The organism is Maribellus comscasis, from assembly GCF_009762775.1.
GTDB lineage: Bacteria > Bacteroidota > Bacteroidia > Bacteroidales > Prolixibacteraceae > Draconibacterium > Draconibacterium comscasis.
Genome location: NZ_CP046401.1, coordinates 6,007,840 through 6,032,918 on the forward strand (window position 1 = coordinate 6,007,840; position 25,079 = coordinate 6,032,918).

Sequence of the window (25,079 nt, forward strand, 5' to 3'; positions counted from 1 at the left end):
CTACTATATTTGTCCAAATTTTGACAATGGAAGTACGTGAAAGAATAATTGAGGAGGCTACAAAACAATTCTTCCAGTATGGAATAAGAAATGTAACGATGGATGATATTGCTGTTTCACTGGGAATGTCAAAAAGAACGGTGTATGAAACATTTAAAGATAAAGGAACACTCGTTGAAACATGCATCAATGATTTAACCATAAGAGAAGATAAAAAAGTGGCTCGTGTGGTTAACGAATCGGCCAACGTTATTGAAGCAATTTTTGTTTTTATGCGGGAAGGGACAAAAGCAATGAACGCAATTAACCCGGTATTTTTTAAGGATCTGGAGAAATTGTATCCCCGGCTATGGAAAAGAGTTGATACAGAGACGAAAGCAAAAAGGCTAAATTTGTCTGCCCGCTTTTTAGAGAAGGGAATAAAAGAAGGGCTTTTTCGAAATGATTTAAATATTGAGATCATTGCTAAATTGTTTCATGAGCAAATGAGTATTTTGATTGATGAAACAATTTTTCCCCGGGATAAATACGACCACGCTGAAATTTTTCAAAATATGATTATCAATTTTACACGTGGTATTTCTACTTCAACCGGCATTCAGATTATAGATAAAACTCTGGAATAAAATTTTTTACAATATAAAAAACTAAGAACATCTTTAAAGTTTTTTGGGTTTATGATAGATGAAAATAAAATAATTGAAAAGTCTTCAGAGCTATATATAAAATATGGGATAAAAAGTGTCAGTGTAGACGATGTCGCTTTTGTACTCGGAATTTCAAAGAAAACATTATATGAGCACATCGAGAATAAAAATGCACTAATTCAAAAGGTAGTTGAGACCAATTTGTTCAATTTTTTTGACGATATATTGTCAAAAATTGAACAAGAGGATGATGTATTCAAAAGTCTCTGCACGATAGCGTTATACACCTTGAAGATGGTGGGTAAAACAAATCCGTCTTATGTACACGATCTGAAGAAGTACCACAATTCAGAGTACCGTAAAATAATTGAGTTTCGGGATAACAAGCTTTTTAAAACGTTTGAAAATTGCCTTAAAAAGGGAATTAAAGAAGGGATGATTATAGAGGACACCGATATCCGATGCGCTTTTTTTAATCAAATGTTAAAGATTTCCATTCTTAATTCTGAGTCCGATTTCGATTATGTTGGTTCTCCCTCTGTTCAGAAAATGTATAAAATGATTTTAAATGACATTCGGGGGATTACCACAATGAAAGGACATGAAATTTTGGAACAGAATTACGAAACACTTCTCCATCTGAAATAGAAAACCAAAAAATAGTTATCCAAAAGTTGACAAACAATTAAAATTAGTTTATATGAAACGAAAACAGATTACTTTCTTCATTCTCGGGCTCTTGCTTTTCCATGGGGTTTATGCCCAGGAGAAGTTAACGCTTGATATTGAAGCGGCCAAAGAGTATGCTTTGAATTTTAACAAAACGGTTAAAAATTCGGGGCTTTCTGTTGTGCAATCGCAGGAACAGCTGCGGGAAGCCATCGCCTCCGGATTACCACAGGTTAATGCAACAACCGACTATTCAAACTCGCTTGGGGCGGAAATTAGCATTCAGTTTGACGAAAATGCACCCGCATCAAAAATCCCGATTAAACCAACCAGCAACTTTAATTTGCAGGTAGGTCAGTTGATTTTTAACGGAAGTTACATTGTGGGTATTCAAACAGCAAAATTATACCAGAAAATGACAGAAAAAAACCTGGAAAAAACAGAACAGGATATCGTTAGCCAGGTGATTGAGAGTTATTATTTGGTGCTGGTTTCCGGGGAGTCCTTAAAAATCCTGGAAGCCAATATGGAAAATCTCCGGGAGATCTACAAAAAAACTGAACCCATGGTCTCGGTAGGAATGATGGAAAAAGTCGAGCTCGACCAGTTGTCTGTTCAGGTGAACTCGTTAAGCAACGCTTTAAAATCAGCTGAACGTCAATACGAAATGACGCAAAACATGTTGCGTCTGCAATTGGGAGTTTCTGCAGATACAGAACTGGAACTCACAGAAAAGCTGGGAGATATTATGGGAGATACCAATTTGAATCCGGCAGTGGAAGGCTCTTTTGATATTGTTCAAAACATCGATTATCAATTGATGAATGTACAGGAGGATATGTCGGAAAAACAGGTTGATTTGCAAAAAGCTGCTTATTTGCCAACTGTTTCCGGCTATTACAATTACACCTACAAAATTCTGAAACCCGCATTTGATATGTCGCCGGCACACATGGTTGGTCTACAAATGAATATCCCTGTTTTTTCAAGCGGAGAGAGAAGGGCGAAAGTGCGGCAGGCAAAAATTGATCTTGAAACGGCCAAAAACAACAAAGCGATGCTTGAAGACCAATTGTCAATTCAGTACAAACAGCTGAAATTTAATCTTTTGAGCGCAATAGAAAGTTTTGAAACGCAAAAAAAGAATGTAGAGGTTTCGCGTGAAGTTTATAAAAGCTTAAAAACCAAATATGAGCAGGGTGTTATCTCCAGTCTTGAACTCACAACCGCAGATAATAATTACCTGAATGCGGAGTCGGATTACCTGACTTCGATGCTGGAAGTTTTAAGAGCTCAAAACGAGTTAAATACGCTAACGGGAATAGTAAACAATTAAAAAAACTATAATAATGAGACGATTAAACATTTATACAACTATGCTTTTTGCGTTGCCGGCAGTTTTATTCTCCTGCACAGAAAAGCCTGCAGAAAATACTTCGGAAGGGGTTCAAAAAGCCAAAAAGGAAGTTGTGCGGGAAACGATACTTACTGAAGAAGAAATTTCCCGTTCAATTGAATACAGCTCAACATTTGAACCTTTTGAAGAAGTGCATTTGGCACCAGCTTCGCCCGGGAAAATAGAATCAATTCCGGTTGAAATAGGAGATAAGGTGAGTAAAGATCAGGTTTTGATTAAGATGGATGATACTCAGTTACTTCAATCAAAAATTCAAATGAATAATTTACAAACCGATTTTTCGCGATTGGATACACTGCGTAAAGTAGGAAGCATTGCCCAGCAACAGTACGATCAGATGGAAGCACAATACGAAGTTGCTCAAAAAAATGTGAAACATTTGGCCGATAATACAACCATTACAGCGCCTTTCTCCGGAGTTATTTCAGGCAAATATTTTGAAAATGGCGAAATGTATTCTGGGTCTCCGATTGCAAGCGTTGGAAAGGCGGCAATCGTTTCTTTGATTCAGATAGACAAATTGAAAGCAATTGTAAGTATTTCGGAAAAATATTTTCCAAATGTAAAAAAAGGCATGGAGGCAAAAATTAGAGTTGATGTCTACCCGGATATGGAATTCAGTGGAAAAATCTACCGTATTTATCCCACCATTAATCCGCAAAGCCGATCTTTTGATGTTGAAGTAAGTATTGATAACTCTAAAAATTTACTTCGACCGGGGATGTTTAGCCGGATTTCAATTGATTTGGAAGAGACAAATGCACTTGTTTTGCCGGCTGTTGCTGTATTAAAAATGCAGGGATCCAATGTTCGTTACCTCTTTGTTAATGAGAACGGAAAAGCGAAACGTATTGAAGTTGAGTTGGGGAAACGATTTGATGATAAGGTTGAAGTTATTTCCAATGAATTAAAAGTTGGTGATAAAGTAATTGTAAACGGGCAGGCCCGACTTCTTGACGGGGTTGAGATAGAAGTGGTTAATTAATTTTTGTTAACCCAATCAACGATAATTATTAAAAAAAGAATCAAATTATGAGTATATATAAAAGTGCAGTAAATAAGCCCATAACCACATTGATGATTTTTGTGGCTGTTGTTGTAATGGGCATATTTTCTCTCATAAACATACCAATTGATTTGTATCCGGATATGGAACCGCCTTATATTTCGGTAATGACTTCCTATCCGGGAGCAAATGCATCAGATATCGAAGCCAATATAACCAAGGTTTTGGAGGATGCTTTAAATTCGGTTGATAAATTAAAAGAAATAACCTCGGTTTCATCTGATAATTTATCTGTTATCTCACTTGAATTTGAATGGGAATCAAATCTTGATGAAGCTACAAACGACATCAGAGATGTGATTGACCGGGTATTTGACAACTTACCCGAAGGATGTGACCGCCCAACTATTTTTAAATTCAATACCAGTATGATGCCTATACTTTTTTATGCAATTACCGCAGAGGAAAGTTATCCTGGTCTTGAGAAACTGATCGATGAGAAAATTATAAATCCTTTAAATCGTGTAAACGGTGTCGGCTCGGTTTCAATGGTTGGAACACCCAAACGAATGATTTATGTTGATGTTGACCCGCAACGACTGGATGCTTACAATTTGACCATCGAACAACTTGGAAGTGTTATTTCTGCAGAAAATATGAACCTTCCATTGGGAAATGTGAAAATGGGAAAAATGGATTATCAGATTCGCGTTCAGGGAGAATTTAACGAAAGTGAGCGTTTAAAAAATCTGGTTGTAGCCAACTATGACGGGCGAACTGTTTATGTGCACGATGTTGCAACAGTGCGCGACACGTTGAAAGATGTAACACTCGAAGAAAAAATAAACGGTGAAAGCGGAGTCCGGATGTTTGTAATGAAACAGTCGGGAGCGAATACTGTAAAGGTTGCGCGCGATATAAAAGCAAATCTGGAAGAGTTAACAACTACTTTACCACCCGATGTAAAAATTGAGGAAATCTTTGATTCTTCAAAATTTATTAAAGGTTCTATAAGCAATCTTTCGCAAACCTTGATGTGGGCGATGATATTTGTAATTTTCGTGGTTTTGTTTTTCCTCGGACGCTGGCGGGCAACATTTATTATTGTTTTAACGATTCCAATATCGTTGATTGTGGCTTTTGTGTATCTCTATCTCACAGGAAGTTCGCTAAATGTAATTTCATTAACCTCACTTTCCATTGCGATTGGTATGGTGGTTGACGATGCGATTGTGGTACTTGAGAACATTACCAGGCATGTTGAACGTGGCAGTAGTCCGCGCGAGTCGGCCATTTACGCAACAAATGAAGTTTGGCTTTCGGTAATTGTTACTACACTTGTTGTTGTTGCCGTGTTTTTTCCACTGACGTTGGTTACCGGAATGACAGGTGTACTGTTTAACCAGTTGGGCTGGATTGTGACTATCACTGTTGTAACTTCAACGATTGCAGCAATTTCGCTTACTCCGATGCTCGCATCAAAGTTTTTAAGGTTAAGTGCAAAAAAGAAAAGGAGAAAATTAAGTTACGAAAATACCATTGAGAAGTGGATGGATAAGCTCGACAGTTTTTATGAACTTAGTTTGAGAAAATTACTGAAGTTCAAAACTGTTGTTATTATTTTTACACTGGCGATTTTTGTATCTTCCCTCTTTCTTGCCCGATTTATCGGAACCGATTTTATGCCGGAATCGGATGAAAGCCGAATGTCGGCAGCGATTGAGTTGCAATCGGGTTTAAGAGTGGAAGAAACAACACAGGTAACCAGAAAGCTGGAACAGCTAATTAATGAAAGGTATCCTGAGGTTACGCTTATTTCTTCTTCTTCCGGTTCCGACGATGAAGGAGGTTTTCTTTCCATGTTTAGTACTACCGGTTCAAACATCATAAACTTAACACTGGCTTTAAAAGATATTGAAGAGCGGGAAAGGTCGGTTTTTGAAATTGCCGATGATTTTAGAGAACAAATGGCTCTGTTCCCCGAAATTGTAACTGCTTCTATCTCTACCTCAACTCAAATGTTGGGGGGCTCCAATACTGTAGATGTTGAAATTTACGGGTACAATTTTGATGTGACAAACGCTTACGCTGAAAAAGTGCTGGAACGTTTGCGCGGAACAGAAGGAGCAAAAGAGGTTATCATTAGCCGGAAAAACGATAAGCCCGAACTCCAGGTCGTTCTGGATAAAGATAAACTTGCAGAACACGGACTTTCTACAGCACAGGTTTCAACATTTGTTCGGAACAGGGTTAATGGTTTAACTCCATCTTATTTTAAAGAAGAAGGGGAGGAGTACGATATTAAAATTAGGCTAAAAGAAGATTACAGAAATTCTATTTCAGATATTGAAGAGCTGACTTTGATGACTCCTGCCGGCCAGAAAATAAAGTTAAAAGAGGTGGGTAAAGTAGAAGAGTACTGGTCGCCACCGAGTATTGATCATAAAAGAAGAGAAAGAGTAGTTACCATCTCTGCTCTCCCTGACAAAGTCCCGCTGGGTGTGCTTGCAGCCAATATAAAAGCGGAGTTGGCCGAAGTACAACAGCCTCAGGAAATATTAACAACAGTTGGCGGTGCCTATGAAGACCAGCAGGAGTCGTTTACGGATTTGGTCATGTTGATGGTTTTAAGTTTAATTTTGGTTTATATTGTAATGGCCTCTCAGTTTGAGTCTTTGAGAATGCCTTTTATCATTATGTTCTCTATTCCTTTTGCTTTTACCGGTGTAATTTATGCTCTTCTTATAACACATACAACATTAAGTGTGGTGGCGGCGTTGGGAGCTGTCCTGCTTATTGGTATTGTAGTTAAAAACGGTATTGTGTTGGTTGACTATATAAACCTGATGCGTGACCGTGGCTACGAATTGTATGAAGCCATTGCTATGTCAGGTAAGTCGAGGTTGCGCCCTGTTTTGATGACTGCCATGACAACGATTCTTGGTATGTTGCCTTTGGCTATGAGCACGGGAGAAGGCGCTGAGATTTGGCGCCCGATGGGGATTACTGTTATCGGAGGGTTGATTGTATCCACACTGGTAACAATGATTATTGTTCCAACCATGTACGCCGTGTTGGCAAGTAAAGGCGAACGCAAAAAGAAAGAGAAGATTAGGAAACACTTTGTATTTATGGACAAGTAAATTTTTAAAAAAATGAAAGCTGTATTTATTGTCTTTAACCAGGCAAATACCGAAAGAGTAGAATATATGTTGGATAAATTGGAAATAAGAGGATATACATGGTGGAGTGATGTAATGGGGCGTGGCAGTGAAACCGGCGAACCACGAATGGGAACTCACACCTGGCCCGAATTAAATTCTGCTATTCTTACCATTGTTCCCGATGAAAAAGTAGATATTCTTCTCGAAAAAATAAAAAAGATGGATGATATTAATCTTGAAGTGGGTGTGAGGGCTTTTGTGTGGGAGGTTTTAAAAACAATTTAGTGATTGTAAAATTGTCGATTATTTACGGTAAACTGTGTGAAACTCGTTTTTAAGCTTGTTTCTTCAGAGCGTAAATGTCTATATTTTCTAATTACAGAATGCACATACTACAATATTTCGATTTATAATATTCGTGAAACATTTGAAAAAACTGAGTTCCGGGGCTTTTTGCTCCGGAATTTTGTTTTTATGGTCTATTAATTTCAGTTAAATTGAACTCTGTATCTATAAAAGATTTCGATTCGTCTAATATAATTATTTCTTCCCCTTCAAATCTCTACTTTCGGTTTCGAAATATATAATGCAATTAAATGTCATGAATAAAACTATTAGTGTTTTTGTTATTTTTATGCTTATCAGTTTGTTAAATTTTGGTCAGGAAAGCGAAAAGTCGAAAGTGTATTTTGGATTTAATGCGGGGATAGGACAAATGTCTAACGGGTATCGATTAACTCCGGATAAATACGATTTTTTATATTCAGAAGGAGATCTTCATTTTTCGGCGGGAACATATTTTTCTGTTTTTGTAACGGAAAGATTCCGGCCCCGTCTGGAATTTCGCTACTCAGAGATGAAATACCAGTTTAACTGGTCTGATACTTATTCGGGGTTTGACAAAACAGATACAAAACTGAATGCTTTAAATCTGAATTTAAATTTTGATTTTCTGTTGCTCAACGGAAATAAATTCCAGCTTTTTGCCTCTCCCGGTTTCATAAGTGAATTTATTGTTGGAGATCAAAGCAGAACTTATAAAACAGACGGAACCAATACTTTGAACAAATATACCGTTATTACCGACCAGTACCCTGATGCAAATACAGGAGCAAATTTTTCCGTTATAGTAAAATATAAATTGAACAAATATTTAGGGTTTACTTTAACACCGGGGTATAATTATTATTTCAAAGAATTTGTATCGGATAATGATAAAAAGTATAGCAAGTCGTTTTTAAATTTTGGAATAGAATACACATTTTAGCTCATCGTAAGCCATTTTTAAAAGAAAGGATAAAGCTGTTATTTTTAACAGCTTTTCTATTTCTTTTTCTTAAATATACTTTTAATTGCGTTCCAAAGTGGTCTCGCTTTTTTCTCTTCTACACTCTTTTCTTTTCTTTCTTTTAGCCCGGCATCATCTTTCCCACCAAAAATTTTAGCCAGATCAAAGAATTTTTTATCTGCCTCAAGAATTTCCTTGTATTGAGGCTCATCCAACATTGCAAGCAGTTCCGGTTCCGGCTGTTTAAATGTACTGTATTTCAGAGAAGCAAACTTTTGGTCGCGATACGTTTTATAGAAAAATTTTCCCACAATGGGCAAAGCCATGTATGCACCCTGTCCGTAGGTTGTTGTTCTGAAATGTACCCGGGGATCATCGGCGCCAACCCAACACCCTGTAACCAGGTTGGGGGTTATTCCTATAAACCAACCGTCTGAATTGTTTTGCGTTGTACCTGTTTTGCCGGCAAAATCTCCGGGAATGTGGTACACCGTTCGTATTCCCTTTCCGGTTCCGTCTTCAACAACAGCTTCCATCATATTGATAACAGCACGGCAATTTTCCGGTGACACCCTGGATTTTTTATAACCCGGGTAACCATAGGTTTCAAGTGTATTTCCGTTGTTATCCAGAATTTCAAGAAGATAATGTGCCTGAACCGGACTTCCGTCATTTACAATTCCTGCATACGCTTCCACAATTTCTTTTAACGAAATTGACGCTACTCCCAGCGCCAAACTGGGGGTTTGTGGCAAGTCGGCGGAGATTCCGAGATTTTCAGCCACATCGATTACATTAGAAACACCTGTTTCAAGCAACACATCAACTGAAATGGTGTTTATTGACTGGGCAAGGGCACCTTTCATTGTGTAATACCCCTGGTATTCTTCGTGCGAATTCCGGGGAGCCCAGTTGTCATAATCTTCATAAACTGTAAACTTGTTTTCAAAATACCGATCAGGCGACAACCCTGTTTCCAGCGCTGCCAGATATACAAAAGGTTTAAATGTGGAGCCTGTTTGTCGGGCAGCTTTAACATGGTCATATTTAAAGAAACGAAAATCGATACCTCCCACCCAGGCTTTTAAATCACCATTTTGAGGTTCAATGGCAATAAAACCGGCGTTTAACAGCTTCAGATAATGTTTTAGTGAATCAAGTCTTGTTGTTTGAATTTCTTTTAAATCATCCCAGGTAAAAAGGCTGGTTGTAATTTCTTTGTTGTAGCTGGCCAGAGCTTTGTCTATATCAATATTTGAGTTCCCGTTTTCCTTTTCAATTCTTCTTATTGCACTTCTGATTATTTCCGGATTTTCTCTAAAAATATCTCTCGACTTCCAGTGGTTATCAAAAACCTTTTGGAGGTTTTTCATGTATTCTTTAACCGACTGCTGGGCATAGTACTGGAGATTATAGTCAATTGTAGTTTTTATTTTTAATCCATCGGTATATAAATTATAATTTTCACCTTTTTCGTTGGTATTATTTTTACACCATTCCAGAAGCTGGGGCTTTAACATTTCCAGAAAGTATGGAGCCGGACCCTGGTTGTATGAAATCACTCTGTACTTAATTTCAAGCGGTTTTGCTTTGTATTTTTCGGCTTGTTCATTTGTGATATATTCATACTTTGCCATTTGGTCTATGACCAGATTTCTTCTGTTTAATGCATGTTCAGGATATTTTCTGGGATTATAATAGTTGTTTGCCTTTAATAATCCGACTAAAACAGCTGCTTCATGAAGTTCAAGATTGGCGGGTTTTTTTGAGAAAAATCGTTCGGCAGCCACTTCAATTCCATAAATATTTTCGGAGAATGGGACCGTATTCAGGTACATGGCAAGAATTTCCTGTTTTGAATAAATACGCTCAAGGCGGTAAGCGATGATAGCTTCACGAAGTTTGTTTACAGGCATAGAAAACGGGCCAAGTTCTTCACGGGGGAAAAGATTTTTTGCAATTTGCTGGCTAAGCGTACTTCCCCCACCGGCGCTTTTATCCTGAAGAAGTATGGATTTTACAAGAACGCGCAACAAGGCAATTTCATCAATTCCACGATGTTCGTAAAAACGGGCGTCTTCAGTTGCAATCAGGGCATTTATAACGTTTGGAGATATGGCCTCAAACCTTACATTACTTCTGTTTTCAACATAATACCGGCCAAGAACTTTTCCATCGGCCGAATAAACTTCAGAAGCAACAGGTGTGCTTATCTGTTTGAGCTGATAGGATGAAGGAACAGGGCCCAGTATACCTAGAAATACCAGTAAGAAAAAAATAATTCCCAACAACATCAGCGCACCCGCTGATTTTAATACAATAGGAAGTATTTTTCTTCTACCCGCTTTTTGTTTTGTTCGTGAAGAAGTTTTTTTTGTTGAACGTGTATTGCTGGTCTTTTTTGTTGCCATGTTTTATAATACAAAACTAAATAAATAACTCAATGGCAATAAAAATAGTATAAATCTATCGCCACTTTTGCAGAAATGATACGATATTTCAGTGTAAGCTCATATTAGTTGTTTTTGTAGTATTCAAGTGCTTTTGGCATAATCTTTTCCAAATCGCTTATTCTGTTTTCAGGGTTGGGGTGTGTCGACAAAAACTCAGGCCCTCCGCTTTGACCCTCCGCTTTCATTCTTTCCCAAAACAAAGGTGCCTCTGTTGGATTATAGCCGGCCATTGCCATAAAATATAAACCCAATTCATCGGCTTCACTTTCATGACTTCTGCTGTAAGGCAATATTACACCCAGTTGCGTTCCCACACCAAATGCAGTCATAACCAGGTTCTGGGTTTCTTCTCTTTTTTCTTCCAGCGCCTGCGACAAAGCCATTCCTCCCATTTGAAGAGCCATTTGCTGAGTTAGTCTTTCGTTACTGTGTTTGGCCACTGCATGTGCAACTTCGTGCGCCATCACTACGGCGATTCCGGCGTCGTCTTTACAAATTGGCATAATTCCTTCGTAAAAAGCAATTTTTCCTCCCGGCATACACCAGGCATTCATCGTTTCGTCCTGAATAACATTAAATTCCCATTCATATCCGTTAATCAATTCTCCACGTCCAATCTGATGGAGATATTCTTCAACTGCCGTTGAAATACGTTTTCCAACTCTGGTCACTGCATTTTTATAAGAAGTATTTTTCGACAAGGTCGATTCTTTTAATACAGTATCATAGTTTTCATTACTCAGAGATAACATTTCAGAAGATGGGATTGCAATAAACTGTTGCCTGTTTGTTAATGGAACAGTTGAACATGCCGTCAGTAAAACCGCAAATGCGAAATAAACAATTTTTTTCATTTTAAATACATTTTTGAAGTTATGAAAACGAAGAATGTGCCAGAATTGTTCGATGAATTTTTTCCTTTTAAAAACACGCTTTTTAAATGAGATTCAATTTTTCCTGCAAAAAATGCCCAAAAATACTGTCCCTGATTGTCCGCAATTTGTGGAAATAAGTCACTGGTTTTATACCGCGTTAATAAAGAAAAGAGCAGTGTTTTCGTTTTACACTGCTCTTTTCCGATTACAAGTGAGAACAATTATTTTGCCAACTCCGCAGTATTGCCGAGAAGTGGCATGTAAGGTCTGATGCTGTAGTTAAATTCTGTTTTTTCAGTTTTTAGCAGGTATCTGTCCATTGGCGGCGGGCCGCAACTTGCTCCGCCTAGTCCGTTATGAGCCACATCAATCGAAAGAATTGTTTCTTTCCGTTTTATTAGTTCATACGGATGATTGGCTTTGTCCAAATCCACAGGAGTATAATGAAGCGCGCTGAAATCCATCACATTTTTTGCTTTTATCATAATTCCCTTTCCTGTTCGGTCTGTAACAGTAACCCATCGTACATCGCTTCTGTTTCCACAATCCTGCGTTCTTACGTAGGGAACAAACATATCGTCAACTGTAGTTTCGTATTTGCTGATTGCAGCAGCATGTTTGCGGTCGACATAGTTTTCAAACGGACCGGCTCCAAAATATTCAACATTTTCAAATCCTTCAGGAAGATTGATAATATAGCCCAGTTTGGGTAGTGGCCATTCGGTTTCATCCGGAGTAAAAGTTGATTTAACATCAATAAAACCATTTCCGTAAACGGTAAAAGTTGTGTTGGTTAAAACTGAAAATCCTTTTGGTGCTGATGATTTCGCTTCAACTTTAATTTCTACTGTCGAAGAGTTAATATTTTCAACAGAAATACTTTGGACTTCTGTTGACAGGTTCCACAGTTCTTCATTCATCCAAAATCTGGAGAAAGCTCTGTCGTTATCAACCGGCGCCCTGAAGATATTGAGCATTGGACCTCCAACCGCATTGTATGTTATTGTTGGAGGAGCAGGCGGCTCATTTCTTCGTCTGAATGAACGATGAATTTCTTTTTCGGACGTTAATAACTTCTGGTTGTAGTAACTTAAGTCGGTAATGGTTCCTATTTCCTTTCCAAAAACAAGATCAAAGTATTTTCCTGAAACCGTGATGTCAAAGTCATCTTCCGTCACTTTCACCTGGGGTAATTCCTCAGTCGCAGCAGCAACTGCAGGAACCATGTAAGGCATCTTAAACTGTTCCCATGCGACTGTATGTCCCTGTTTGGCCCAAATCTCATCAGTTTTTGTTGAGAACAATACTTTTAGAAAATATTCGCTGCCTGGATTTGGTTCAGGTTTTTTAATCGGGATTGTAACAGTTTTTGAATCGCCAGGCGCCAAATCAAAAGAATGCATTCCGTTAGCCTGAATAACTTTTCCGTCACATTCCAACTGGTAAGCCAGGTTAAAGGCACTGAGATTATAAAATTGATATTTGTTGGTAATTTTTATTTTGCCATTCAAAAGATCAACCGGTTCAAAGCCAACATATTGATACACCTTTTTTACCTCCTCCATTTTTGGTGTAATCTGTCTGTCGGGAGTAGTTAGTCCGTTGATACAGAAGTTTCCATCATTAGGGAAATCATTATAATCGCCACCATAAGCAAAAAAGTATTCTCCTTCTTTTCCGGGTACCGGTTTGGCTAAACCCTGGTCAACCCAATCCCAAATGCAGCCTCCAATTAGTCGTTTGTGATTTTCAATAACATCCCAGTATTCTTTGAGGTTTCCAACCGCATTACCCATGGCATGGGCATATTCGCACATAATAAATGGCTTAGGGTTGTCTTTTGCCCCTGTTTCATCCAGCCATTCCACACTTGGGTACATAACTGATTCAATATCGGCAACTTCGTTGTATCTTTCATAATGAACCGGACGTTCAGTATCACGTTCTTTTATTGCATCGGCACAGGCAGCAAAATTTACTCCCGGTCCTGCTTCGTTACCCAAAGACCAGATAATTATCGATGGATGATTTTTATCTCTTTCCACCATGCTTACAACGCGATCAACATGTGCTTTTTGCCACCTGACATCGTGGCCCAGAGATTCTTCTCCATAGCCCATTCCGTGCGATTCAACGTTTGCCTCGTCAATAACATAAATCCCGTAAATGTCACATAATTTGTAAAAATCGGGGTGGTCAGGATAGTGACAGGTTCGTACTGTGTTGATGTTGAATTGTTTAAAAAGTTCAATGTCCCGAATCATCATGTCCAGTCCCACATATCGTCCGTTAAATGGATCATGTTCGTGCCGGTTTACACCTTTAAAAAGGACACTTTTCCCATTCACCCAAACCTGCTGGTCTTTTATTTCAATTTTTCTGAAACCATAATGGTTAGACAGTACTTCGGTTACTTTTCCTGAAGCGTCTTTTAATACAAAAAATATCTGGTAGAGATTTGGTTCCTCTGCTGACCACAGTTTTGGATTGTTAACGGTAATTTTTTCACTGATTTCCGACAGTTTTTTTGAAGACACATTTTGAGCTGAAACAGTTGCAACTTTATCCTGCTCTTCCGGGATTTTACCAAATTTGGCAAGATAAATATCGCAGCTTGCAGAACCACGACTTCCAAAATTTCTGAATTTCATGGAAATATCAACCTTTGCTTCCGTCATATCGTCGTTAAAAGTTGATTTTAAACCAAAATCCCACAAATGAAGTTTTGGAACAGAATATAAAAATACGTCGCGGTAAATGCCACTTAAGCGCCAGAAATCCTGGTCTTCAAGATAACTCCCGTCGCTCCAGCGGTAAACTTCAACCGCAAGTATGTTTTCTCCTTCAACCAGATATTGGGTGATATCGAACTCCGCTGGAGTCATACTTCCCTGGCTGTAACCAACCTTCCGGCCGTTTACCCAAATATAAAAAGCACTTTTTACACCGGCAAAATGAATCAGTACTTCACGGCCATCCCATTCTGCCGGTATTTCAAAAGTCCGTCTGTAGGAACCTACCGGATTGGGATTTGAATGAGCAGTAAAATTTTCAGGCGCCGGATCCATAACTTTGGGTGGATTTTTTGTAAAAGGATACCTGATATTGGTATAAATTGGTACGCCGTATCCACGGGTTTGCCAGTTTGAGGGAACATCTATCTCATCCCAGTACGAAATATCAAAATCGGGCTTGTAAAAGTCAGTCGGTCGAAGATCCGGATGTTTTACCCAGTTAAATTTCCATTTCCCGTTTAAATCTACCACATAGGGCGATGCTACCAAAACATCAGAAGTTGCTTCTTTCAAATTTTTAAATGGTACAAAGTAATTATGGGCACTTTCTTTGTTAATGCCAATAATTTGCTCGTTTTCCCAGTCGTGTTGGGCGTTTAACGAAGTTACCAGAAAAATGCCCGTCAAGAGCAAAAAGATTGATTTCATGATTTTTTAATTTTTGAAATTTTGCACATTGGTGCAATGTTTAACTTGGTTTAGACTTTAGCCCCTAAAGATACTTAAGCCTGACAGAACGGCAAGTAAATAACTAAAGGAAAAACGAAAATGTTGCGCTTTTATTAATTATCTGGTTTAATTCTAAATTGAATGAGCTTAGATAGTTGATAGTCAAATGAATATTGTTTTTTGTACCAGACAGAGTTTAAACATTTTTTTTATATTTGATGCGTGATTGAGCTGATGAATAAATTTTTGCGTTGCATATAAAAATTATGAATTCAATTTCCATTACCGGTGCGTTTATAATCACCCTTTCGCTGCTTTCGTATGGAATAGGAAGTATATCTTTGCAACGGTTTAAAATGGTATCACCAGGAGTTTTATGGTTTCTAACTTTGGGAGTGGTGCTTGATATTGTCGCAACTATTTTTATGATTGTGGGGGCTAAAAATCCGGGTTTTACTTTGCATGGATTTTTGGGATATTCAGCGCTTCTGGTGATGTTGATAGATGTTATTTTTATTTGGCGGATTTATTACAGAGAAAATATAAATGCACTCGTAGGTAAAAAACTTCTTTTATATTCAAAAATTGCCTATGGTTGGTGGATAGTTGCTTATATAACCGGCAGCTTGTTAATAATTTGGAGATAGTTTATGGCAAACGACTGGAAAGAAAGATTGGGAGTTGTGTTTTCTACAAATCCTGATTTTCAATATGAAAATGAAAAAAATGAGGAGCAGGAAACTCTTCCACCTCAACAGCAAAATCTGAAAGTATCATTAGACCGAAAAAAAAGGAAAGGTAAAAGTGTAACACTTATTTCCGGTTTTGTTGGTTCCACTGATGATTTAAAAGATTTGGGAAAATTATTGAAAACAAAATGTGGCGTAGGAGGAAGTGCAAAAGATGGCGAGATATTAATTCAGGGAGATTTTTGCTCAAAAGTGATTGAAATACTTCACAAAGAAGGATACAAAGCGAAACGTTCTGGGGGATAGAAAAAGTAAATAAAGATGACTTTAAAAGAAATATTTATTGCTTTTGCGTTTCTGTTTTTTTTGAATGTTGCTAGTGCACAGAAAAGCAATGATGTATACATGTTTTCGTATTTTATGGGAAATGGCGAGGACGGATTACACCTGGCCTACAGTTACGATGGATTAAAATGGGATGCATTAAAAAACAATCAATCCTTTTTAACACCTCAGGTAGGTATAGATAAACTAATGCGTGATCCTTGTATCATTTCCGGCCCGGATGGTAAGTTTCATATGGTTTGGACTGTAAGTTGGGGCGAAAAAGGAATAGGATATGCGTCCTCTGAAGATTTAGTTCATTGGTCAGAACAAAAATATATTCCTGTAATGGAACACGAACCAACGGCAAGAAATTGTTGGGCTCCCGAAGTTTTTTATGATGGTGATTCAAAACAATATTTGATTTTCTGGTCAACCACAATTCCCGGAAGATTTCCTGAAACAGAGTCGGGAGGAGACTCCGGGTATAATCATAGAATGTATTGCGTTGTTACAGAGGATTTCAAGAATTTCAGCGATACAAAGCTTCTTTATGATCAAGGGTTTAATGTGATAGATGGAACATTGATTAAAGCAAAAAATAAATATGTACTTTTTCTAAAAAATGAAACCCGAACACCACCGGAAAAAAATATAAGAATTGCGACCAGCAAGAAATTAGCAGAAGGATACAGCCGTGCATCGGAGCCAATAACAGGTGATTATTGGGCGGAAGGACCCACTTCCGTAAAAATTGGGCAATATTGGATTGTTTATTTCGATAAATATACAGACCATAATATGGGCGCTATTCGTTCTGACGATATGGAAAACTGGGAAGATATTTCAGAAATGATCAACTTTCCTGAGGGTACCAGACATGGAACAGTTTTTAAAGTTTCAAACAAAGTTTTAAATAAGTTGAAGTAAAAAACGGTAAATAAAATTCATCTTGGCTGAAATAGGAAAAATCAATACGCTAAAAGTTGTCAGGGAAACAGACAATGGGTTATATCTTGACGGAGAAAACCTGGGGGAAATATTAATGCCTCAAAAGTTTGCTACCAAAGAGATTCGTGAAAACAATGAGGCCGTTGTATTTGTATATTCCGATTCGGAAGACAGATTGGTAGCAACCACAGAAAATCCCTTGGCAAAAGTGGGGGAATTTGCATATTTAAAAGCAGTGGCAACAAGTCGGTTTGGAGCTTTTTTAGATTGGGGGCTTCCCAAAGATTTACTCGTGCCATTCAGCGAGCAAAAAAATAAAATGGAAGTGGGGAAATATTATTTGGTTTACTTATTTGTCGATTTACTAACCAACAGAATTGCTGCCTCCGCAAAACTTAACAAGTTTTTGGATAATACACCGCCGGAATATAACCAGGGCGAAAAGGTACAATTGACCATTGTTGAAGAAACCGATTTGGGATACAAAGCAATTGTTAACAACGAACATTGGGGGATTCTTTATAAAAATCAGGTTTTTATTCCCCTTTCAACAGGACAGAGAGTTACCGGATATATAAATAAGATCAGGGAAGACGATAAAATTGATTTACTTCTTGAAAAACCCGGTTACGAGAAAATTGATTCTATTTCTCAAAAAATATTGGATGTTTTAAATGAAAACCGGGGATTTATTGCGCTTACTGATAAATCTTCTCCCGAAATGATTCAAGCCATGCTTGGAATTAGTAAAAAGAACTTTAAAAAGGCCCTGGGAAATCTGTATAAAAAGCGAATGATTGAGTTTAAGTCAGATGGAATCAGACTGCTTGATTAACTCGGAAGACTCCTTTTCTTAATAATCCGATTTCCATTTTTTTGATTTACGTGTTTGTGTTGCGTATTGATTTATAGTTCGATACGAATAGGCTTTGTTTTTTTGAATAATGAGTGTCATATTTACGTTTTTTTTTGAAATTATCTTTTTATTCACTATGTTCGTTTAAAAATAAAACTTAATGAACCATAAAACCAATAAGATGTATTTCAAAAAAATTTTAGGCGGATTTCTAGTACTGGTCTCTTTTTTTGCAACAGCACAGAACAAAATCGTTGTAAATACTGATCTGGGAAAAGAAACCATCAGTAAAGATATTTACGGTCACTTTTCCGAGCACCTGGGGCACTGCATTTATGGCGGTTACTGGGTGGGCGAAGATTCAAATATTCCGAACACAAATGGGATAAGAAATGATGTAGTTGAAGCATTAAAAGAAATTGGCATTCCAAATTTACGTTGGCCTGGCGGCTGTTTTGCCGATGAATATCACTGGATGGATGGAATTGGCCCGCGTGATGAACGCCCCACCATGATTAATACGCATTGGGGAGGTGTAACCGAAGATAACAGTTTTGGGACACATGAGTTTTTAGAGCTTTGCAGCCAGTTGGATTGTGAACCTGTGATATGCGGAAATCTTGGAAGCGGAACTCCGCAAGAGATGTCACAGTGGGTTGAATATTTGAATTCAGGTAATGTAAGTCCAATGACTGATTTGAGAAAGGCAAACGGCAGAGAAGAGCCCTGGGGTGTGAAATACTGGGGTGTTGGAAATGAAAGCTGGGGCTGTGGCGGAAATATGACAGCCCAGTTTTATGCCGATAACATGCGCCGGTTTTCAACCTTTACAAAGAACTACGGTGAAAATCGTTTGTACAAAGTAGCATGTGGTCCTAACGTTGACGATTATAACTGGATGGAAACTTTAATGAAAAACGGAAATCCCGGGGGAAGTTTTCAGGGAATTTCGCTTCATTATTATACCGTTTGTCACACATGGAGACAAAAAGGTTCGGCTACTCAGTTCGACGAAAAGGAGTATTTTACCACCATGGATAAAACCCTTTTTATGGACGAGTTGCTTCGGAATCATATAACAATAATGGATAAGTACGATCCACGAAACAGGGTCGGTCTGATTGTAGACGAATGGGGGAACTGGCATGATGTTGAGCCGGGAACCAATCCGGGCTTTTTGTATCAGCAAAATACCCTTCGCGATGCAATGGTAGCATCGGTAAACCTCGATTTGTTCAATAAATATTGCAGAAGGGTTAAAATGGCCAATATCGCGCAAACCGTAAATGTGTTGCAGGCAATGATTTTAACACAGGACGGGGAAATGGTAAAAACACCTTCGTATTATGTCTTTAAAATGTATAAAGTTCATCACGATGCAACGCTTTTGCCTTCTGACGTAACTTGTGATAACTATACCTACGAAGAAGAATCGGTTCCGGCGCTCTCGACAACAGCATCTAAAGCTGCCGACGGAAAAATACATATAACCATTAGTAACCTGGACCCACACAACAGTAAGGAAGTTCTTTGTGAAATGCGCGGAACAGAAAAATTATCTTTTGTAACAGGAAGTATAGTAACCGGGGATAAAATAAACTCATACAACGATTTTGGGAAAAAAGAAGAAGTCTCTTTAAAAGAATTTAAAGACGTAAAAGTAAACGGTAATTCGTTAACTGTAAAAATGCCCGCTAAATCGGTTGTAATGGTCGAACTGAATTAAGAAACCATTAATTGCATCATTTCAGATAAATAGTCGGATTTTGAAAAAGATTCGGCTATTTTTTATAAAGTATGATCCAGTTGCTGATTAATGAGTTTAAAATTTAATTTTCTTTGGCCAAGTATATTTATGTAGTCTATACAATTGAGGTAGTGAAACTCATTTTTGTTTCCAAATACCTGAAAAGACCTCACAATCCAGTCTATAGCAGCTTCCAAATCACCCTGCATTTCACAGGCAACGCCGAGGTTATACATTGATTTTGCTGCGATTTTTTTGTTGGGATTATTTACATTGGCTTTCCATATTTCAGCAGCCTCGAGCCATTTCCCCTCTTCTACCAACTGTTTTGTTTTTTGTAGTTCTACATGCCCCGAAATGTAATAAAGCCTTTGTACTGTAATCCAATGAGGAATAAGTTTTTCAGCCAGTCTGATTCCCATTACATCAGCTGCGTTTAATACAGCATCTCTTCGTGGCGGAAGATTTTTTTCTACATATGCTTTAATTTCTTCCTGACTGTCCCACGTTAAAGTATCAAGCTGGTCGTAAAAAAAAGCAGATTTAAAGGTTCTTAAATTATAGAAGTTCCATAATCCAACTCCGTAAACTGAGGTATTACCATAGTAATGATTTGTTGGCAGCTTTTGCACAAGTTCAACATCGATGGAAGAAAAATAGTCAAGTGAAATAAGCAAATCGGCATCTGTTGAATCCGCAATTTCTTTTAGATCTTCTGTGGTATATAATCCAAGTTTTGGGTCCAATATTTTAGCAGTTTGTTTTTCTTTTCCTCCGGTCAGGTTCTGTCTTGCTATTTGACTTAGCAATAAGACAGAAGGATACAAAACATATTCTTCTAATTTTGACGTGTCAGCTTCAGGAAGGTGAACCAGGGAATCAATAATATAATACTGCGAGTTGCCATTCTCGCTTAATTCAATAATGGAATCGAAATAAATTTGTTTATTCAGATTTTCAATAGCAGAGTTAAAATAAATTTTGGCAGCCAGACTATCTAATTTTGTGGTATCGACGTGAGCCTCCGAATTTATATAATAAGTACTGTTGTTTAAATAATAAGAATCCATGATATTGTTGTACCGGATGGCTGCGGTTGAATATTTTTCAGGAAGAATAAGTTTTCCCGGTTCAACCACTTCAATATCAATCATACTGTAATTGTAAAGTGTGTTACAACCTTGTAATGCTCCTAACGTAAGGATTAGGAGCAGAAAATACAGGTTTGGTCTCATTTAGTTTTGGCTATTTAGTTTAGCAATGTCTTTTTTTCTTTGTTTTAATATATTCTGATACAAAAGTATCATTTTCAAATCTTCTTTATTCCGGTATTCAACTGCCAGGTTTTGAGCTGCATTTGCCCAACGGGAGGCCATTTCGATATCATCTTTCATTTCGTAGGCCAATGCTAAATTATAACGGGCGTTTATTGCCAGTTTGCCGTTATTGTCTGAAGCATATTTTTCCCACAAAGGAATAGCCTTGTCCCAATCTCCTTCACTAATATAATTAGCCGCCTGTTCAAAGTCGGGGAGTGGTGGTATGGAATACATCCTTTTTACGGTTTGCCACGATGCAAAAAAGCGTTTCGAGTAATTTTCCCCACTTAATTGCGACGCAATTCTCAATGCTGTTTCGCGTGGAGGCAATTGATAATTTTTGTTGTAATTTCCGCTTTCATCGTATCCGTTCCAAAAAACCGTGTCGATTAACGCTTTTCTTTCCACCAGGTTTTCCCGAGCCGGGTCAAACACTGCCCAAACATTTGCAGTAATCACTTCGTTCGATTTTGGCGATTCGTAACTTTCTGAGTATTCAGAGAAAAAATACGAGAATGTTTCCAGCGAAATCAACAAATCGGCTTGAGTTGTTTCTGTAATTTGTTTGACCAGATCAAAATTTAGCGGAGGGAGTTTGCTTCCCGAATGTCTTTTAAAAGAATGATAAGGCATGATTTTAATATCAGCAAAAGCATTTTTTGTTTTCAGGTTCTTGGCTAATTCACTCAAACATGCGGTAACCAGAACACTATCGAGTTTATCCGGATTTGTGCGGGCTTTTCGAAGCTGGTAGTCATCTTTGTAATAACGTTGAAGTGTATCAGCCGGATATTTGAAATTTCGGTAAACCAAAACTACACTTTGGGCATCAGAAGGTACCGGGATATCGCCGGGTTTATAAATATCAATCGGATATTCTTTGTAAACGGTGCACGAAGAGAAAATGGCAATGGTAAAGGTGAGTAGGATAAATCGGTTCATGGCTTTAATTTTTTAAGTTCATTTTTCCTTTTCTGAAGTGTTTCCAAATAGGTATAAGTTTGCGACCTGAACATTGTTTCATATGATTTTACCGCCCATGCGACAGCCTGATCTATATCTCCCAATATTTCGTATGCTACTGCAATATTAAACTGTGCTTTACTTTTTATTGATTTTGAATCGCTGCTATTTTCCAACTCCTGCCACACAGCGACGGCTGCTTCCCATTCTCCGTTTTTAGCCAAACTTGCGCCATGTTCCAACTCATCCGGGCCTGAGGAAAAGTAGGTTCTTCTTTCGCTCCGCCACTGGGTACTTATTTTATCGGAAAGATCGAGTGCAATTGCGATTCCGGCTTCTGTTAAAGCTTGCTTTACCGGTGTAAAATGGCCAAAAAGTTGCCTTGCATTAATATCCGCATCTTCCCAAATTAATGTGTCCCGCAAAAATTCGCGCATAATTACTTTTTCTTGCTCCGGATCGTAAACGCGAAACATAACCTCATAGTTGATTTGCATTTGTGCAGCGGACGCTTCAAAATAGTTGTCGCTTACCGGATCATAAAATGTTTCCCTACCGTAATCAGTTTCAAGTGTAGTTTTATAGTAGTCCATGGATAAAACTGCATCGGTATTGTATGTCTTACACAAGTTTTTAACCTCTTCCCACGACATCTCATAACTTAGAAACGAGTTTTTTCTGAAGTCGAGAAAACGATCGACCGGAATAACATAATCGTACCTTCCCGACTCAAATAATAGTTCACCCAATGCTTTCATGGTTGTATCAACAGCCTGCAAATCATAAATCGTAGTATCGAGATTAAACTGTTTTCTGAAAAATATATTTTGCAGAGAATCGGACTCAAGATTTTGATATTGATCATCCATTGTCCGGTTTACTATTGTTAAACTCCTTATGTTGGCAGGAAGTTCCTTGCTTCCGGGTTGCGGAATTTCAATGGTCAGATTTTGTGTCGTTACACACGAAACAAAAGTGACTGCAAAAATTATTATTGAAATAAATTTTAGTGCTCTTTTTAATTGTTGTTCCATATGCTCATGAAACCTTTTAATAAATACCCCAATATTTCCTCAAAAACCATTCCACGCTCAATAGTATTAGTACAACAGCAAACAGCCATCGCAGGTTTAGCAGTTCATTTATCATTTCCTGAAAATAGACAGATGGTTTTAGTTTCTGGTTGTTTTTTATATCGCTGACCAACTGAGAAGTTTGCCCGGGATGATAAAATTTCCCACCACTTAATCCGGCAAGTTGATAAAGGACCTGATGATTTGCTTTACTCAATGTGTTTTCAATATTTACAGCAATTACAGTAAAACTACCCGTTTCTGTAAATGTTTCGTTACCAATATTTACCTCTGCGTTAAAGGAGTAATCCCCCTCCGGGAGGTGTCCCGCATTTAAAAAATAGTTGTCGTTTTGCTCGTCAAAAGTAAAATCAAATTCCTCGCCGGCTTCGTTTAGAATTTTGATTTTGACCTCTTCAGTTGTAATTTTTTCATACGATTCATTGTATACTTCCGCCCTGAAAATAACCTCTTCGGTTTCTGCATAAACCGGTTGGAAATTTATAATAAAATTATCTTCATTTTCGCGTAATGCGAGATACTGAACAAGTTGGTTTATCAGTTCATTAAACTGTGCCTGGCTTTGTTCAAAATAATAGTTATACAGTCGCCAGCGCCAAAGACCTTCACCAAAAATAAAACCGCTTTTTCTTCCATTTATATTTCCCGTTATAATGAGTGGTTTGGCTGTTTCAATATTTTTAATTTTTTGGTAGAAAAGTGTGGAGAACTCAGGATTTATTTCATAATCTGCAAAAGGGGCGAGCAGCGGAGGAAAACGTCGGGCTATTTCTGTTAGTTCTTCACTCAGCGTGAAAATGCGATATCCGGGGTTTATTGTTGCCTGCACTTCCTCCCCTGAACTGGCCAGCGGTGTAACCTTCGCTCCCTGGTCCAATGCATTTAGCTGCGGTAAAAAGGTTTTATTTCCCACAATAAACAAAAGAGGCAACCGGTTTTCCTCAGCCTTGCTGATGATGGTTGCAGCTGATTTTGATGCGCTTGGCAACTGATTTAAAATGATAAGGTTAAAGTTTTCCAGATTAGACGGATAAGGCTCGTTAGTAAAAACAGAGACTTCATAGGTTTGCTGCAAATCGAGAGTGTTTTTTATTGCCCCGATATCGGGGTGTGGCCCGTCAGAAAGAATCAGAATTTTTTGTTTGTTTTCCAATACATTTATAACAAAATCCGATTTATTGTTGTCTGTATTTTTTTCTTCTTCTGCGTATTCTATTTGTACCGAAAAGTGTTTTAACCCGGGTGAGCCAGCCTCCAGAATAAATTCCTGCATAACAAAATAATCATCGTTGACCGGAGTGATAACCTTTTCTGTAACTTCGGTTTTATCTTCGTATACTGTTAACCTGAGTGATATATTTCTCAATTTTGAAAAATAGGTTTCAACTTCTACCGGAAAGCGGTTTCCGGAGAATGCTGTTCGGTTTACCCTGATGTTTTCGATTCGGGCATCTGTCGTCTCAAGTGTATCACCTAAGCCAATGGTATAAACCGGGTAATTTATCTCATCAGCAAGGTTTACAGGATTTTTTCCCCGGTTGTATATTCCGTCACCTGCAATAACAACTGCGCCAATATTTTCATTAAAATGATTGTTGTTTATGGTTGAAATCAGTTCGCTGTAATTTGAATTTTTATCTTCAAAATCCGGTTCGCTTGTTAATCTTGTATTTTCACCAAAAGCATAACTTACAATGCTGTAGGAATTCCCCAATTCATCAGAAATTTGTTGCCGGGTGTTATTAATTTCATTTTTTATCCGGCCGGAATCCGGCACTGAAATCATAGATGCAGAATTATCCCACGCGGTAATGATTATCGGATTCTGAACAATTTTTTTTAGGTTTTTTATAAAAGGAGACAACAATAAAAATGCAATTAAAAAAGCCGAAATAAAACGCAATACACTCAGTATACGTATCTGATTTTTAGTTAATTCTTTATTGTTTGTGTTTTTATAATAAAGAACAACTACCAATACTGCAGCAGTAACAATTATAAACGGCAAAAATATAAACCAGTATTTTGTTCCAAAATCTATCAAGGCCAAGCCAAATTATATTAAGCCCGTAAATATACACAACTCCTTTTTTTAAATCGTGATTAATGCGTAATATTACAGGCTCATTTTATAAACAGTTTTATGATTCTCT

General features: G+C 37.8%; 19 protein-coding genes. 12 read left to right on the forward strand and 7 right to left on the reverse strand.

Going from position 1 to position 25,079, the window contains the following annotated elements; genetic code table 11:
- Positions 1 to 26: 26 nt before the first annotated feature.
- The 7 genes from GM418_RS24340 (at position 27) to GM418_RS24370 (ending at position 8,170) form a co-directional block, all read left to right on the forward strand.
- Positions 27 to 626: a TetR/AcrR family transcriptional regulator gene (locus tag GM418_RS24340; RefSeq protein ID WP_158869796.1), complete on the forward strand. Its 600-nt coding sequence runs from the start codon at positions 27 to 29 to the stop codon at positions 624 to 626.
- Between the two features lie 51 nt (positions 627 to 677).
- Entirely contained in the window at positions 678 to 1,295 is a 618-nt protein-coding gene (locus tag GM418_RS24345; protein ID WP_158869797.1) for a TetR/AcrR family transcriptional regulator, read from the forward strand.
- A gap of 52 nt (positions 1,296 to 1,347) precedes the next feature.
- Positions 1,348 to 2,652, forward strand: coding sequence for a TolC family protein (locus GM418_RS24350; RefSeq protein WP_158869798.1), 1,305 nt, complete (start codon positions 1,348 to 1,350; stop codon positions 2,650 to 2,652).
- Positions 2,653 to 2,665: 13 nt separating this feature from the next.
- A complete protein-coding gene (locus GM418_RS24355) occupies positions 2,666 to 3,718 on the forward strand; it encodes an efflux RND transporter periplasmic adaptor subunit (protein WP_158869799.1) in 1,053 nt (350 codons plus the stop codon).
- Between the two features lie 47 nt (positions 3,719 to 3,765).
- Positions 3,766 to 6,882: an efflux RND transporter permease subunit gene (locus tag GM418_RS24360; protein WP_158869800.1), complete on the forward strand. Its 3,117-nt coding sequence runs from the start codon at positions 3,766 to 3,768 to the stop codon at positions 6,880 to 6,882.
- Between the two features lie 12 nt (positions 6,883 to 6,894).
- Positions 6,895 to 7,188, forward strand: a complete 294-nt coding sequence (locus GM418_RS24365; RefSeq protein ID WP_158869801.1) for a PG0541 family transporter-associated protein — start codon at positions 6,895 to 6,897, stop codon at positions 7,186 to 7,188.
- Positions 7,189 to 7,504: 316 nt separating this feature from the next.
- Positions 7,505 to 8,170 carry an outer membrane beta-barrel protein gene (locus tag GM418_RS24370; RefSeq protein ID WP_158869802.1) on the forward strand — a complete coding sequence of 222 codons (666 nt, stop codon included), beginning with the start codon at positions 7,505 to 7,507 and terminating at the stop codon, positions 8,168 to 8,170.
- A 56-nt stretch (positions 8,171 to 8,226) separates the two neighbouring features.
- Here the strand turns inward: GM418_RS24370 and GM418_RS24375 are convergent, their stop codons facing one another.
- The 3 genes from GM418_RS24375 to lacZ form a co-directional block, all read right to left on the reverse strand.
- Positions 8,227 to 10,602 carry a penicillin-binding protein 1A gene (locus GM418_RS24375; RefSeq protein ID WP_158869803.1) on the reverse strand — a complete coding sequence of 792 codons (2,376 nt, stop codon included), beginning with the start codon at positions 10,600 to 10,602 and terminating at the stop codon, positions 8,227 to 8,229.
- Positions 10,603 to 10,706: 104 nt separating this feature from the next.
- The gene (locus tag GM418_RS24380; RefSeq protein WP_158869804.1) at positions 10,707 to 11,498 is read right to left on the reverse strand and encodes a M48 family metallopeptidase; all 792 of its coding nucleotides are present in this window, start codon (positions 11,496 to 11,498) and stop codon (positions 10,707 to 10,709) included.
- Between the two features lie 242 nt (positions 11,499 to 11,740).
- Positions 11,741 to 14,962 carry a beta-galactosidase, LacZ type gene (lacZ, locus tag GM418_RS24385; RefSeq protein ID WP_158869805.1) on the reverse strand — a complete coding sequence of 1,074 codons (3,222 nt, stop codon included), beginning with the start codon at positions 14,960 to 14,962 and terminating at the stop codon, positions 11,741 to 11,743.
- A gap of 287 nt (positions 14,963 to 15,249) precedes the next feature.
- Here lacZ and GM418_RS24390 point away from each other — a divergent pair, with 287 nt between their 5' ends.
- From GM418_RS24390 to GM418_RS24410, 5 genes are all read left to right on the forward strand, one after another.
- On the forward strand, positions 15,250 to 15,630 hold the full coding sequence (locus GM418_RS24390; RefSeq protein WP_158869806.1) for a hypothetical protein: 381 nt from the start codon (positions 15,250 to 15,252) through the stop codon (positions 15,628 to 15,630).
- A 3-nt stretch (positions 15,631 to 15,633) separates the two neighbouring features.
- Positions 15,634 to 15,978: a translation initiation factor gene (locus tag GM418_RS24395; protein ID WP_158869807.1), complete on the forward strand. Its 345-nt coding sequence runs from the start codon at positions 15,634 to 15,636 to the stop codon at positions 15,976 to 15,978.
- Positions 15,979 to 15,993: 15 nt separating this feature from the next.
- A complete protein-coding gene (locus tag GM418_RS24400) occupies positions 15,994 to 16,926 on the forward strand; it encodes a glycoside hydrolase family 43 protein (protein WP_158869808.1) in 933 nt (310 codons plus the stop codon).
- Positions 16,927 to 16,948: 22 nt separating this feature from the next.
- Complete coding sequence (locus GM418_RS24405) at positions 16,949 to 17,782, forward strand: CvfB family protein (protein WP_158869809.1); 834 nt, start codon at positions 16,949 to 16,951, stop codon at positions 17,780 to 17,782.
- Positions 17,783 to 17,963: 181 nt separating this feature from the next.
- A complete protein-coding gene (locus GM418_RS24410) occupies positions 17,964 to 19,529 on the forward strand; it encodes an alpha-N-arabinofuranosidase (protein WP_246222770.1) in 1,566 nt (521 codons plus the stop codon).
- Positions 19,530 to 19,591: 62 nt separating this feature from the next.
- Here the strand turns inward: GM418_RS24410 and GM418_RS24415 are convergent, their stop codons facing one another.
- Genes GM418_RS24415 through GM418_RS24430 form a run of 4 tightly spaced genes read right to left on the reverse strand, consistent with a single transcriptional unit; the run spans position 19,592 to position 24,976 of the window.
- On the reverse strand, positions 19,592 to 20,785 hold the full coding sequence (locus GM418_RS24415) for a DUF6340 family protein (RefSeq protein WP_158869810.1): 1,194 nt from the start codon (positions 20,783 to 20,785) through the stop codon (positions 19,592 to 19,594).
- Entirely contained in the window at positions 20,786 to 21,811 is a 1,026-nt protein-coding gene (locus GM418_RS24420; RefSeq protein WP_158869811.1) for a DUF6340 family protein, read from the reverse strand. It lies immediately after the preceding gene.
- A complete protein-coding gene (locus GM418_RS24425; protein WP_158869812.1) occupies positions 21,808 to 22,866 on the reverse strand; it encodes a DUF6340 family protein in 1,059 nt (352 codons plus the stop codon). The genes GM418_RS24420 and GM418_RS24425 overlap by 4 nt, the downstream gene beginning before the upstream one ends.
- Before the next feature lie 16 nt (positions 22,867 to 22,882).
- The gene (locus tag GM418_RS24430) at positions 22,883 to 24,976 is read right to left on the reverse strand and encodes a hypothetical protein (RefSeq protein WP_158869813.1); all 2,094 of its coding nucleotides are present in this window, start codon (positions 24,974 to 24,976) and stop codon (positions 22,883 to 22,885) included.
- Between the last annotated feature and the right edge of the window lie 103 nt (positions 24,977 to 25,079).